Source organism: Brucella cytisi, assembly GCF_038433355.1.
Taxonomy (GTDB): Bacteria; Pseudomonadota; Alphaproteobacteria; order Rhizobiales; family Rhizobiaceae; genus Brucella; species Brucella cytisi.
On the sequence record NZ_JBCAUP010000004.1, the window covers coordinates 16435 to 29497 of the forward strand.

Below are 13063 nucleotides of genomic sequence, written 5' to 3' on the forward strand. Positions count from 1 at the left end.
GATTTTCGCTCGGCAAAACTTCGACGTAGCAATTCAAATGCCCCACCTGGCTTGAACATGGCGGGGCACTTTTCTTGGCAATATCATTTAGAGCGGTTTCGGTCAAAACGGGGTTGCTGGAACCGCTCCAAATATTTGTTTCGTCGCATTGTCCTACGCAAAACCGCTTCGCACTTTTGCTGGAAATGCTCTAATAACGCGCGTCTTTCGGCTTTTTCATGTTCGGCCAGTCCTTCACCTTGCCTGCGAAATCGGGGCGCGGCATATGGGTGAAATATTCCGACACATCGATGGCTTCCTGATCGGTCAGAACACCGCCCTGCCCGATGGGCAGATTGTAGTTCTGAGCGGGCGGCATCGCATATTTGACGAATTGTGCCGCCTTGTAGGTCCGTGCCATCCCGGCGCCGATATTGAAGCTTTCATCGCCCCAGAGCGGCGGGAAGATATAGTCACCGGCCTGATCCTTCATGCCCTCACCGCCCGCACCATGACAGGTCGAACATTGTGCGGCGTAGATTCTGGCGCCATTTTCCGGATCGGGAGCAAGGCTTTCGTCGATGGGACCGGCATTGCGGATAGCCACTTTCGTACCCTTCTTCACGTCCTGTCCTAGCCAGTCCATATAGGCGATCATCGCCCTCATGTCGGCTCCATCAGGCGGCAGTGGCTTACCGTTCATCGAACGCTGGAAGCAGCCATTGATGCGCATCACCAGATCGACTTCCTTGCCTGCGCGGGGCATGACGGCAGGATAGAAATTGCTGGTATTGATATAGGAGGCAACGTTATCCATCTTGCCCTGCCCCATGTGGCAGGAGTTGCAGTTCAGGCCGTTGCCGACATTGTCGGGCAAAAGCCGCGCCGTTTCGTTGAGCAGCCGCTTGCCGTGCATGATCTCGGGTGCGTTCGACTGCTTGAGAATGTCCCGGTCCGGCGGGATGACATAGGTTCCGACCTGATTTTTGTCCTTGTCCAGAACCGCATAGGCCATCGGAGCCGGCGCATCCAGCGAGGGCCGCAGGTGATTGAAGAGGAACGCGCCGCCCGTTACTGCCACGGCAAAACCGGCACCAAGAACGACAATCGTACTGGTTTTCATTGCTTGTTCTCCGGAACGTAATGGACGGGCTTGTGAGCGATTTCACGGCGCATACGCGCGATATCCTGCTCCGTTATGTCAGCGCCGTGGTTGCCCCAACTATTGCGAATGAAGTTGAGGATTTCGGCGACCTGCCAGTTCGGAAGATTGGCGAAACCCGGCATGGTAAAAGCCATCCTGTCCGCAGGCGTGTCAGGCGTCCTGCCCCCGGTCAGAGTGACCTGAATGAGCGAGCTTGGATCATCGGCAAAGACAATCGTATTTTCGGCGAGCGCCGGATAGATGCGCGGTGCACCCTTGCCGTCCATACGGTGGCAGACCGAACATTGCTCGACATAGGACAGTGCACCCGGTGCGCTGAAATCTCCCGCCTTGAGGGCCGCCGTCGTCACGTCTTCCTTCGGTTGCCATTCACGTTCGCGTCCTTCGCTTGGTGGCAGCGACTTCAAATAACGGGCAATCGCACGCAAATCATCTTCCGCAAGGTATTGGGTCGAATGCTGCACGACATCGGCCATCGAGCCGAACGCCGCCGTGCGATCGGTGCGCCCGGTCTTGAGGAAGGTGACGATCTCGCCTTCGGCCCAGCTCGAAAGGCCTGTATCCTGATCGCGCAGGTTTTTCGCATACCAGCCTTCCAGAACCGAGCCGGACAGGAACTTGCCCTTCGGATCGTTCTTCACCGCTTTTTCTTCATAGGCGAGACCACGTGGCGTATGGCACGCGCCGCAATGACCGAGCCCCTCGACCAGATAAGCGCCGCGTGCGATCACCGGATCAGTGTCCGCTGCAATTTCGAACGGACGCGAATTTCCAAAGAAAAGCTGCCAGTAGGCGAGTGGCCAGCGCATGTTGGTTGGCCACGGCAAGGTGCTGGGCTGGTTATCCTGTTGTACCGGCTCCACCTTCGACATGAAGAACGCATAAAGCGCCTTCATGTCCTCGTCATTCACGACCGTATAGGAAACAAAGGGCATTGCCGGATAAAGATGGACATTATCCTGACGCACCCCCTGCCGTACGGCGCGCTCGAAGTCGGCATAGCTGTAGCCGCCGATACCGGTTTTGCTGTCTGGCGTGATGTTCGTGGAATAAATCGTGCCAAGCGGCGTCTGCATGCCGAGTCCACCCGCAAACGCCCTGCCTCCCGGCGCCGTATGGCACGCGGCGCAGTCGCCCGCATGGGCGACATACTCGCCTTTTTCGATCAAAGCCGTGTCGGTGACATCGATGGCGGCTTCGTGTTTCACCGTCAGCCAATGGGGTGTTGAAAGCGCAAAGAGCCAAGCTGCGGCTAGCGCACCCGCGCCGCCGACCACCGCTTTCCAGATCAGTTTCATGTGCCCTCCGACACCATTTCCCTTGTGATGAGGAGAACGTCGAAGATTCGGTATGAAAGAGCATTGACCGCGATCAAAACCTGTCGGGAGGAATGTTTAGCGATCTACAAAAGCAATGGCTAATGCACGTTTGGCGTGCTTGATAGATCAGGCAAATCGCATTAGGGGCAGCACCCTCCAGGGGCGCAATTCAATCTGATTACTGCAGATTGGCGCTCCAATTGTTTGTTCAGCACGCATCTGATCCGAAAACCATTTTGCACTTTTCGGGATGCGTTCTTAGCCTGCAAAGATCACCAGCTTTAAGAATAAGTGAGAAAAAGCTAGGTAAATCAAATAAAAAGGCATTGCAGCAACCGCTAACAGAAGGCATGATTGCGTATGTGGGGGCTTATATTGCAATCGTCGGAGAGGACGGAATGGATCGCGCCCTTCAAAATGGCAACCAGTCATCGGACAGCACAACCGCAGATGATACGATGACGCTTGAAGCCGTCGAACTGGAGTTCGCGCTTGGAGCCATCGACGTCCTTATCGAAGGTTTTGATTCCGCGCTCGCCAAGGCCGCAGAACGTGTGGGCGGCGAAGTTCTGTTCAATATGCCTGCCCTCGACACCAGCGAAGCACAACGTATCGGCGCAATTTCTATTGCCGGACAACCGGACGATCAGGTTATCTTCGTCACATTGCGCAACGACGGCACGACGCTGTCCGTTGAACCGCCAACAGGCGAAAATGCCGTTTTTGAAAGCCTTGGCCGTAACTACGCCGCCGTCATGAAAAGTCTCTCCCCGAAGGAAAAAGTCAACGGCGCCTGAACGGGATTATTTCGGCGCCGCAGGCTTGGGAACGCCCGCATGAAGATTGTGCGGAACAACCGGGTTGAGCGTCATTGTCGTCTCAACATCCTTGAGACGCACGAATTTCATCCCCTTTGCTTTCAAGGCCAGAACGCCTTTGGCCACCCCCTCGCCCGCTGAGCGCGTTGGCTGGTTGATATGCGAGATGATGACATCGCCATCACGCGCGGCGGCGATGCGGCGCTCAACCGTCGGCGCCAGCAACGAGGCCCCCTGATCACCATTCAGCGAATAACCGCCGATCTTGTAGCCCATGCTTGTCGCAAGCTTGATCGCATCGGTCGAATAACGGGCCGTCGCATCACGATACCAAACGGGCTTCGACACTCCGGCATCAGTGATCGCCGTCGCGCCGCCATCGATTTCCAGATGGACCGCCTCAAGTGACCCTGCCGTCTTGATACCATACATTTTCGGCTCGTTGGTAATGGCCGGAATATGCAATGCGCCATGGTTCTCGATATCGAACAGATCGGCATTGGCCTTCAAAACCGCCATGGCGACCGGGTTCTGCTTTATCCATCGCCCCGTCACGAAGATCGTCGCTGGAATACGGTTCTGCACTAGTATATCGAGTATCCGGTGATCGGTCTTGCCCATGCAGGCATCGAGCGTCAGCGCCACTTGTGGCGATGCCGCGCCACCACGTTCAATATACAATTGTGGCTCAACGATCTTGATCGTATCGTGGCTGGCCTTGTTCTCCGCGCGCTCCTGCGGCGAGATATCGTATGCGCTGGCAATGCCAGTCGTGGCGAGAATGACGGCTCCTGCCGCAGCAATACAACGAAACATGACAATATCTTCTGAAAATGGCTTAACTACCGGGGACTACTCCGGCAGCAAAGCCAAATTGTGGCGTTCTGTCAAACCTTGCGTATGGCCGACTGCGCAGCGGCAAGACGGGCAATCGGCACGCGGAAGGGCGAACAGGAAACATAATCGAGACCTGTCTTTTCGCAGAAGGTGATCGACGCCGGATCACCACCATGCTCGCCGCAGATGCCGAGCTTCAGTTTTTCGCGGGTCTTTCGTCCGCGTTCGGCGGCGATTTCCACCAGTTCACCAACACCATCGAGATCGAGTGACACGAACGGGTCCTGTTCGATCACGCCACGCTGCTGATAGTAGGTCAGGAACGACGACGCATCGTCGCGTGAAATGCCGAATGTCGTTTGTGTCAGGTCGTTGGTGCCAAACGAGAAGAACTCAGCCGTTTCTGCGATTTCGGCAGCGCGCAAGGCGGCACGTGGCAGTTCGATCATTGTGCCGACCATATAGTCGATCTTGACGCCCGCCTCTGCCATGACTTCCTTGGCAACGGCGTCGATGCGCGCTTTGACGAAATCGAGTTCGGCTTTCAGACCGACCAGCGGCACCATCACTTCCGGCACCACATGCTCACCGGTTTTCTTGCCTGCCTCAACAGCAGCTTCGAAAATCGCCCGCGCCTGCATTTCCGCAATTTCCGGATAGGATACAGCCAGACGGCAGCCGCGATGGCCCAGCATCGGGTTGAATTCATGCAAGGCATCCGCACGTTCGCGCAGCTTTGCAGCATCGACACCCGTCGACCGGGCAACCTCCGCGACTTCCTCGTCCGTATGCGGCAGGAACTCGTGCAATGGCGGATCAAGCAGACGGATCGTGACTGGGAGCCCCTTCATGATCTCGAAAAGTTCGACGAAATCCGAACGTTGCATCGGCAGAAGCTTTGCCAGAGCCGTACGGCGACCTTCTTCATTGTCGGAAAGGATCATCTCGCGCATGGCGACAATGCGGCTTCCGTCGAAGAACATGTGTTCAGTACGGCAGAGCCCTATGCCTTCCGCACCGAACGAACGTGCCGTGCGGGCATCTGCCGGAGTTTCGGCATTGGCGCGAACCTTCATCCGGCGGGTCCGGTCGGCCCATTCCATCAACCTGCCGAAGTCGCCGGAAAGCTCGGGCTGCAGCATGGCCACAGCGCCTTTCAGGACCTGCCCGGTGCCGCCATCGACGGTGACGACATCGCCCTTCTTGAAGGTCTGGCCTGCTGCGAGCATGACGCCATTGCGATAATCGACACGAAGCGACCCCGCACCGGAAACGCATGGCTTGCCCATGCCGCGTGCGACAACGGCTGCGTGGCTAGTCATGCCGCCGCGTGTCGTTAGAATGCCTTCCGCCGCATGCATACCGTGAATATCTTCCGGGCTGGTCTCGATGCGAACGAGAATGACCTTGCGGCCTTCCGACTTTGCCTGTTCGGCTTCTTCGGAAGAGAAGACGATTTCGCCCGTTGCAGCGCCCGGCGATGCTGGGAGGCCCTGACCGATAACCTGACGCTCCGCACGCGGGTCGATCGTCGGGTGCAGAAGCTGGTCAAGCGCTGCCGGATCGACGCGCAGAACCGCTTCTTCCTCGGAAATGAGGCCTTCGCCTGCCATTTCGACGGCCATCTTCAACGCGGCCTTTGCGGTGCGCTTGCCAGATCGGGTCTGGAGCATCCACAATTTACCGCGTTCGATGGTGAACTCGAGGTCCTGCATGTCGCGATAATGTTGCTCCAGCCGGTCAGCGACGTTGAGGAATTCAGCGAAGGCTTCCGGCATTACCTTTTCAAGCGATGGCTTGTCGGAACCGGCCGCAATGCGAGCTTCTTCGGTAATGTTCTGCGGTGTGCGGATACCGGCAACGACATCCTCCCCCTGCGCATTGACGAGAAACTCGCCGTAAAGCTTCTTCTCTCCTGTTGAAGGATTGCGTGTGAAGGCAACGCCAGTCGCAGAGGTTTCACCCATATTGCCGAACACCATGGCCTGCACATTAACCGCCGTGCCCCAGGCCGCCGGGATATTATGCAGCCGCCGATAGGTGATGGCGCGCGCATTCATCCAGCTTGAGAAGACGGCGCCGATAGCGCCCCATAGCTGTTCGCGCGGGTCTTGCGGGAAAGGCTGGCCTAGCTCTTCCTCGACCTTGGCCTTGTAGGACCCGATGACATCCTTCCAGTCCTCGGCCGTCAGCGCCGTATCGACCTCGACGCCGAGATCGGCCTTCTTGTCTTCGAGAATTTCTTCGAAGAAGCCATGATCGACGCCCAGCACGACATCCGAATACATCTGGATGAAGCGACGGTAGCTGTCATAGGCAAAACGCTCGTCACCCGCCTCAAGGGCGATGGCCTGCACGGTCTCGTCGTTGAGACCAAGATTGAGCACCGTATCCATCATGCCCGGCATGGAAGCACGGGCACCGGAGCGCACCGACACCAGAAGTGGCTTTTCGGCATCGCCGAAATTGCGTCTCGTCACTTTCGCGATATAGGCCAGAGCCGCCTGAACCTGATCGTTCAGTTCACTTGGATAGGTACGCTCATGATCATAATAATAGGTGCAGACTTCGGTCGTAATGGTAAAGCCTGGAGGCACCGGAAGACCAAGACTGCTCATTTCAGCCAGGTTCGCTCCCTTGCCTCCGAGAAGATTACGGTCGCTTGCCGCACCTTCTGCCTTGCCGTCGCCGAATGTGTACACCCACTTCGCCATCATGGCCTCCTTGATAGGGCCGGCTCATAAAAGGCTTGCAACAATTGCAAGCACTCCCAGAACCTGCTCCTCGTTGCTTATGCGATCCGCAAGGCTGCTGCCAACCAAAAAAGACAAGCCGCGACAATAGAATCGATTAGAGACAGGATTAACCGCGCAAAGGCTCCAAACCAGATTGACTCCGCAGGCTAAATACAGCAAGAATAAGAACAAATACAGAACATATTGGAGTTCGACCATGCGTATCACGGGCAAGCTCGATTATCTGGAAATGCCAGCAGGAAATGGATCACTCGATGCGACGAAGAGTTTCTATGCGCGCGCCTTCGGCTGGTCTTTCATCGATTACGGCCCAACTTATTCAGCCTTTTCGGAGGGATTAGACGGCGGTTTTGACGCGGATGGGCAGGCAATGGCGAAGCCCCTGCCGGTACTCTATGCAGCGCGGCTGGAAGAAGCTCTGGAAGCCGTTACCGATGCAGGCGGCACCATTGTGAAGCCCATCTTCTCTTTCCCCGGCGGTCGGCGTTTTCATTTCACCGACCCGGCAGGAAACGAACTGGCAGTCTGGAGTGATTATTAGAGACTTGGAGCATGTGCCGAAAGCAGAAGCGGGTTTAAGTAAAGCGCCCGCTACCGATCGCGCGGAAGAACTATTATGTAGCGTAGCTTGCTCGATTAAAAGCTGGTGTCTTTTTGGATTCGGAGTAAATCAAACAGAATAGACCTTAACAGCGGCCATGGTTCGTCATCTTCAACACCAAGAGGATCTCGCATTTCAAGGGCGCAGTGAAGCTTCGCAACAATCCCTTCAATTGTCTTGGCCGGAGTATTGAAGAGAGTCTCAGAAAGCTCAAACTCCGTATCTAAGATCTGTAGATGATCCCTGTAGGCATTTTGGTAATCCAATTCATCGCTTACCTCGCGCCAATCGTTTTGCGGTTCTTGTTGCTCTGCTTTTGCGTTTTCTCGTACGTCAACCGGCTCGGAGCCCGCATGATGACGTCTGATTTGGTCGATGGAATGAAAAATACGAGACGATATACGTTCTTGCTGGGCCTTTGGCAAAGATCGAATGTTCTTCAGAAGTTTCGTCTCTAGCCCTTGCTGAAGACAACACAGTTCATTGCTTCTGGCGTGTATTATTCTCCACTGCCGCCAATAAGAGACGACCGGATCACTCCGACTTCCGTCGTTGAGGTCGGCGTTTAATGCCATCAACATACTGGAGGTATCACGTAAAACGGCATCCCTAAGCGGTTCGACAGATTGAAGGAGGTTTCCGAGGGTAAACTGAAGCACAGTTGTGCTATTCTCAGAATCAGCCATGATCCGAGTCCTGTACACTTGGGTTATGGTCAGGCTGAGTGGCGTGCGCCAACACGCTATTCAGCCGATGGTGCCCACATAATAAACGACCTCTTTTTTGAAGTCAATAAAAGACGTCGTTTATTTTTGAAGCCTAAATTTAAAGTCATTACTAGAAAGCGAGTATTTCAATTTCATGGGACGTCCGCCACTGAATATGCAAGCGACAAAAATCAGGCTGTCGCAGGAGACCAAGAAACGGATCACAGATTTGGTCGGCAGATATAGGATCGCTTCCTTTATCCGGGAGGCAATCGAGAATGAGCTTGCGAAAAGAGAAGCAGAGATGAAAAAAGAAAAATAATATAAGCAAAATCTTGCTCGAAAGAATGGCGTCGCTGATTTCCATACTCTTATTCCCTTCATGAGAACCGACTATGTCATTCAGATCGATAACGAATTTGATTGTTTAATACTGTACATTTCGGCAATATTAACCCGCAGTTTATCGGATTCAATTTTTTGCGCAGCCCGTAATAAATCCCATGCCTTTATTACGTGTTGACGTTGCTCCCCCTTACAATACGCCATGACCTTGGTGAGCACTTGTTCTATTGAACCCTTGTCGCGAGCCCCCAAAAATGCTCCGTGCCCAAATCGCTGATCAATCGCCGTTGCAAAGGAAGCAAGCTCCGCTTTAACCCTTTGATCCAAAGCTAGGTAAGCTTCATGTCGTTGGGCATGCTGTCCGTCATCGAATTTTCCAGTTTTCTCAAGAAAATTTCGGGCGGCCTGAGACGGGTGTGGAATAGACACCCTCATTCGCTGCCGTCTTTCGATTTCATCTCGCTCCAACGACATTTTCAACTCCTTACGATAACCTAGATGCAGACTTATCTGAGTTGAAAGATATCCTGCGGCGGCGAGCACCGCTTCTCTTTCCTGTCTCGCTCGCCTGCCGGCAAAAACGCCGACTCGACCTCGAAGGTCTCCTAAAATCCCGGGCTTCTCTCGCAGCAGATCAAGCTTGGCACCATATCTACCTTCGTCTGTTAACAACGATGAAACTTCCAATTTCTGAAAGACGCGTTCTGGATCATTAAAAATCTTCCGTAAGCTGGAGTTTATCATTTCGATATCACGCAAAAGAGCACGGTGACCTGCTAATTGCGCCGCAACAACTTGGGAAACCGATTTCGTAAACTCTGAAACACCGGGCACCAGAGCCTCATGAGTGATGGCTTCTTCTTTTTGAACCTTTGTTAGGAAGGGCGCAATTATTTGAAGGCGTAAATCCAATTCCTGCAATCTTTTTGCCTGATCGGTGATCCAGATGATACGGTCATGATAAAGCGTTCGCGCGACCCTGAGCAGATTCAGCCCCCGGTTTTGAGCAAACCTCAACGCTTGCATGTAGATACGACTGTTCTCATAATCGAGGGTCGTTTCCTTTACACTGTTACGTGAGAGCACAGCATCCAGCTCATCTCTGCTTTTAAAACTCTCTTTGCTATAGTAGATATTCAGGTTTTCTCTGTGGCGTGTCATCGCCACATAAGTCAAATGTCGATTCAGCGTTGAAGAAACGAGGAGATTAACGCTCTGGACAGTTACCCCCTGCGATTTGTGTATTGTTGTGGCATAACCATAATCTATTTCACTATAATTTTTACTATTTACATGGATGCACTTATAATTATCGCCTTCTCCAATTCGAACGACGATATCGTTTTTAGCAGCAGTTAATACCTGCCCGACTGTTCCGTTTTTAACACCCAACAAATTGTCATTTCGCAGGAAAATGAGCCGATCGCCTCTCCCCATTTTTTTGGAGCCATTGCTAGTCTCGAATGGAAATTCCCGTCCGATTACATTTCTATCGATGAGTTTCTGCCGCGCGAGCACGTTGAGTTTTTGTACATCGCGTCGCAGATGAGCAAGAATAAGGGAATTAACTCCTTTTGATGAAGCTGCGTCCCAGTTTGCAATCAGCTGTCTGATTGCCTCGTCTTTGTCTCGGCAGGAATGTATTCTCCCATGAGCCTCGTATTCTTTCAAAGCCAACTTCGTTTTATTGGTCGCCAGATAAGCTGACGCTTCACGCATCCAGTCATCTCGCTGACGGAGAATTGTCTCGAGCTCTACATAGCCAACCTTATCCGCAATTGCTCTGAATGCGGCCCCCGCCTCGATCGGCTGCAACTGCTCTGCATCACCAACCAGCACGATTTTTGCGCCTGCGTTCTTAACGGCTTGCAGAAAAGCAGCCATCTGTTTGGACGCCACCAGTCCTGCTTCATCAAGAACAAATATGGTTTTGGAATCAAACTGGTCTTTTCCGACGTCCCAACGATATTGCCACGACGCCAGCGTGCGGCTTTGTATATGGGCACCGTTTTGCAACCCTTCAGCCGCTTTACCGGCAAGAGCACCGCCAAGCACAGTATAGCCTGCGTCCTTCCATATTTCCGCGACTACTTTGAGCATGGACGTTTTTCCTGTCCCTGCCCTTCCCACGACGACAGCTATGCTCTGCCCGTCGACCAGATATCGGATTGCCGTTCGTTGCTCCTTGTTGAGCCAATTGTGACGATCACATATTTTATCCAGTCGGGTTGCTCGAACCGGATGGCTTTTAAGTTTCAAAAGACGGATCGAATTCATAGCCATTCGGGCTTCCATCCTGATCAGTCTTTTCGTGGTAAATTTTTCCACAACCAGATTTTTTTGGTCGAGTTCAAACTGCGCCCTATCGATTCTCAGCACGTCCGGACTTTTAAGAATCTCAGCGGACAGATGCGAGCAAAGGGTCCTATCGTTCGAGTATCTGCGAATAATGTTCTCGAGATCTTTTCTCTCGAAAACACTCCTTTCCGAACTCACGATATCAAGGACGATACGTGGTCGTCCGATGATACGCGTCAAATTTTCATCTTTGCGATGTTGATTTAACTCAGCACGGCGGACAGAAACGGATATGCCTGCTTCTCTGGTTCTTCGTTCAATGCCTGACGCCTCAGGGCCGACGTGTACCATGCCAGCGATATCAAGGTTTTGTTTGGAGTAAGAGCGTCCGTCGATATGAAGATCGAAGCCCGCCAGAGCAAGATGTCGATTCTGGCATTCAAACCAGCCGTTCCGGAACTGTAAGAAATCAGCTTTATTTCCGCTCCATTGAGTCCGGATGAGCTGACCGTTCGCGCGTCGCTTTGGTGCCCCATTTTCATCATTGACTATTATGGTTTTGGCACCAAACCCATCGGCAACCAATGGTCGAAGGCTCATCATAAGATGTATATGCGGATTACCAGGCTCGTCATGATAGACCCAGTCAGCTACCATACCTCTGGACACAACATGTGTTTCGATAAATTCACGCGCAAGTAAGATATTCTGACTGGGAAGTAATTGGCTAGGTAAAGCGATTATGGCCTCGCGCGCCAACTGGGCATTCGCCAGCTTTTCTGAAACCTCAACAAAATTCCAGAAGGTCTCCGATGCTTGCCCAACCGACCCCAGGGCAATTGCGCATGCCCACTGGGGAGAATCTGCCGGCAACATGAACTCCTCATGGATGAGACCTCCCTTCTCTGAAAAATTGACCGTCGTTCCTTCGCGTTCGAAATACATCACCGTCCGATGGCGATAGGCTGCAGCAATGAGCGCACTTTTACCTTTGCCACGGCTGATAAAACTGACTCGCAAATAGGCAATCGCCAATTCCACAGCCTCGCGCTTTCCACCAGAATAAGTCACTGGCAAACAAGCACTTTCATAACACGACCATCGAACAGTTGATTATGTGCAAATTTGCACTATTCTTCCAACTCTAATAATTCTTTTCATATAAAGTAACGAAAGAAAATTTTATAAAATTAATATTCCGCAATTATTATTTATATTACGATACAATCCATAATTTATTCCATTTATTCTCGTATTTTAATTATTAAAATATGAATAACCTTCGTATATTTTAGAGAAAGCGCACTTTCGAGTGCCATAGGGAAGCCGGATCTAATGAATCCATTCAGAGACTCCGCGATCAACCGTTTCGATTTGCAAGGTGGTATGATGGAGATCGTATTTTTCCTGCAGGGCCTGTTCAACCGCGCGACGCACGGTCTCGCCTTCTGCCCCGTCGGCTAGCACGATATGCGCAGTCAGGGATTTCTGGTTTTTAGTCAATGACCAGACGTGCAGGTCGTGGAGCGTTGTCACGCCGGGCACAGCCAGAACCGCTTTCTTCAGATCATCGAGGTCCAGGCCGGCCGGAACCCCTTCCAGCAGAATATTAATGCATTCCTTGAGCAGAACCCATGTGCGCGGAAAGACCATGAAGCCGATACCGATCGCGATCAGTGAATCCATCCATTCCCATCCGGTCAGATAAATGATCACAGCGCCGACAATCACGCCGACAGAACCCAGCATATCCGCCCAGACTTCAAGATAAGCGCCCTTGACGTTGAGACTTTCGTCCTTGTGTCCCATCAAGACCCGCATGGATATCAGGTTGACCATCAGGCCAAGTACAGCAACGACCATCATGCCGACGGACTGCACATCGGCAGGACGTGAAAGACGTTCATACGCTTCATAGAGGATATAGAATGCTACACCCAGCAACAGAAGTGCATTGACCGTCGCCGCTAGAATTTCAAAGCGGGCATAGCCATAGGTGCGAAGGATATCAGCTGGCCGTCGGCCCAGATAGATGGCGATCAGGGCAAGGAGAAGCGCAAAACTGTCTGTCGCCATGTGCATGGCATCGGATAAAAGTGCAAGACTGCCGGTGATGAAACTGCCGATGATCTCGGCGATCATGAAAAGGCTGGTCAGTGCAAAGGCGATCCATAATCTTGGAAGCGGCGTATCGCTGACGTCTCCATGGTCGTGATCGCCGCTCATGCCGTCCTCCGT

9 protein-coding genes are annotated in these 13063 nt (G+C 52.8%); 2 read left to right on the forward strand and 7 right to left on the reverse strand.

The genetic code is table 11. From position 1 onward, the window contains the following. Positions 1–190: 190 nt before the first annotated feature. Both AAE521_RS04665 and AAE521_RS04670 read right to left on the reverse strand, forming a co-directional pair. Positions 191–1102 carry a c-type cytochrome gene (locus tag AAE521_RS04665; RefSeq protein ID WP_342060616.1) on the reverse strand — a complete coding sequence of 304 codons (912 nt, stop codon included), beginning with the start codon at positions 1100–1102 and terminating at the stop codon, positions 191–193. Next, positions 1099–2442 (reverse strand): c-type cytochrome, encoded by a 1344-nt coding sequence (locus AAE521_RS04670; protein ID WP_342060617.1) that lies wholly within the window; start codon positions 2440–2442, stop codon positions 1099–1101. Before AAE521_RS04670 ends, AAE521_RS04665 begins: the two co-directional genes overlap by 4 nt. Positions 2443–2861: 419 nt before the next feature. On the opposite strand from AAE521_RS04670, the gene AAE521_RS04675 reads away from it, so the two are divergent. Then, positions 2862–3260 carry a hypothetical protein gene (locus tag AAE521_RS04675; protein WP_342060760.1) on the forward strand — a complete coding sequence of 133 codons (399 nt, stop codon included), beginning with the start codon at positions 2862–2864 and terminating at the stop codon, positions 3258–3260. Positions 3261–3266: 6 nt separating this feature from the next. Here the strand turns inward: AAE521_RS04675 and AAE521_RS04680 are convergent, their stop codons facing one another. Together AAE521_RS04680 and ppdK are read right to left on the reverse strand one after the other, a co-directional pair. Beyond that, on the reverse strand, positions 3267–4097 hold the full coding sequence (locus tag AAE521_RS04680; RefSeq protein WP_342060618.1) for a polysaccharide deacetylase family protein: 831 nt from the start codon (positions 4095–4097) through the stop codon (positions 3267–3269). A gap of 71 nt (positions 4098–4168) precedes the next feature. Then, a complete protein-coding gene (gene ppdK, locus AAE521_RS04685; protein WP_342060619.1) occupies positions 4169–6832 on the reverse strand; it encodes a pyruvate, phosphate dikinase in 2664 nt (887 codons plus the stop codon). Positions 6833–7070: 238 nt separating this feature from the next. On the opposite strand from ppdK, the gene AAE521_RS04690 reads away from it, so the two are divergent. After that, positions 7071–7415, forward strand: a complete 345-nt coding sequence (locus AAE521_RS04690) for a VOC family protein (RefSeq protein WP_342060620.1) — start codon at positions 7071–7073, stop codon at positions 7413–7415. 95 nt (positions 7416–7510) lie between these two features. Here AAE521_RS04690 and AAE521_RS04695 read toward each other — a convergent pair whose 3' ends face one another. The 3 genes from AAE521_RS04695 to AAE521_RS04705 all read right to left on the reverse strand — a co-directional run bounded on the left by AAE521_RS04695 (position 7511) and on the right by AAE521_RS04705 (position 13051). Beyond that, positions 7511–8161, reverse strand: coding sequence for a hypothetical protein (locus AAE521_RS04695; RefSeq protein ID WP_342060621.1), 651 nt, complete (start codon positions 8159–8161; stop codon positions 7511–7513). Between the two features lie 423 nt (positions 8162–8584). Next, positions 8585–11866 (reverse strand): Ti-type conjugative transfer relaxase TraA, encoded by a 3282-nt coding sequence (gene traA / locus AAE521_RS04700; RefSeq protein WP_342060622.1) that lies wholly within the window; start codon positions 11864–11866, stop codon positions 8585–8587. A gap of 291 nt (positions 11867–12157) precedes the next feature. Beyond that, complete coding sequence (locus tag AAE521_RS04705; RefSeq protein WP_342060623.1) at positions 12158–13051, reverse strand: cation diffusion facilitator family transporter; 894 nt, start codon at positions 13049–13051, stop codon at positions 12158–12160. Positions 13052–13063: the final 12 nt, after the last annotated feature.

Excerpts from the sequence above, each read along its gene's own strand:
- AAE521_RS04665 (WP_342060616.1), bottom strand. The coding sequence starts at position 1,102 with ATGAAAACCAGTACGATTGTCGTTCTTGGTGCCGGTTTTGCCGTGGCA.
- AAE521_RS04670 (WP_342060617.1), bottom strand. The coding sequence starts at position 2,442 with ATGAAACTGATCTGGAAAGCGGTGGTCGGCGGCGCGGGTGCGCTAGCC.
- AAE521_RS04675 (WP_342060760.1), top strand. The coding sequence starts at position 2,862 with ATGGATCGCGCCCTTCAAAATGGCAACCAGTCATCGGACAGCACAACC.
- AAE521_RS04680 (WP_342060618.1), bottom strand. The coding sequence starts at position 4,097 with ATGTTTCGTTGTATTGCTGCGGCAGGAGCCGTCATTCTCGCCACGACT.
- ppdK (WP_342060619.1), bottom strand. The coding sequence starts at position 6,832 with ATGGCGAAGTGGGTGTACACATTCGGCGACGGCAAGGCAGAAGGTGCG.
- AAE521_RS04690 (WP_342060620.1), top strand. The coding sequence starts at position 7,071 with ATGCGTATCACGGGCAAGCTCGATTATCTGGAAATGCCAGCAGGAAAT.
- AAE521_RS04695 (WP_342060621.1), bottom strand. The coding sequence starts at position 8,161 with ATGGCTGATTCTGAGAATAGCACAACTGTGCTTCAGTTTACCCTCGGA.
- AAE521_RS04705 (WP_342060623.1), bottom strand. The coding sequence starts at position 13,051 with ATGAGCGGCGATCACGACCATGGAGACGTCAGCGATACGCCGCTTCCA.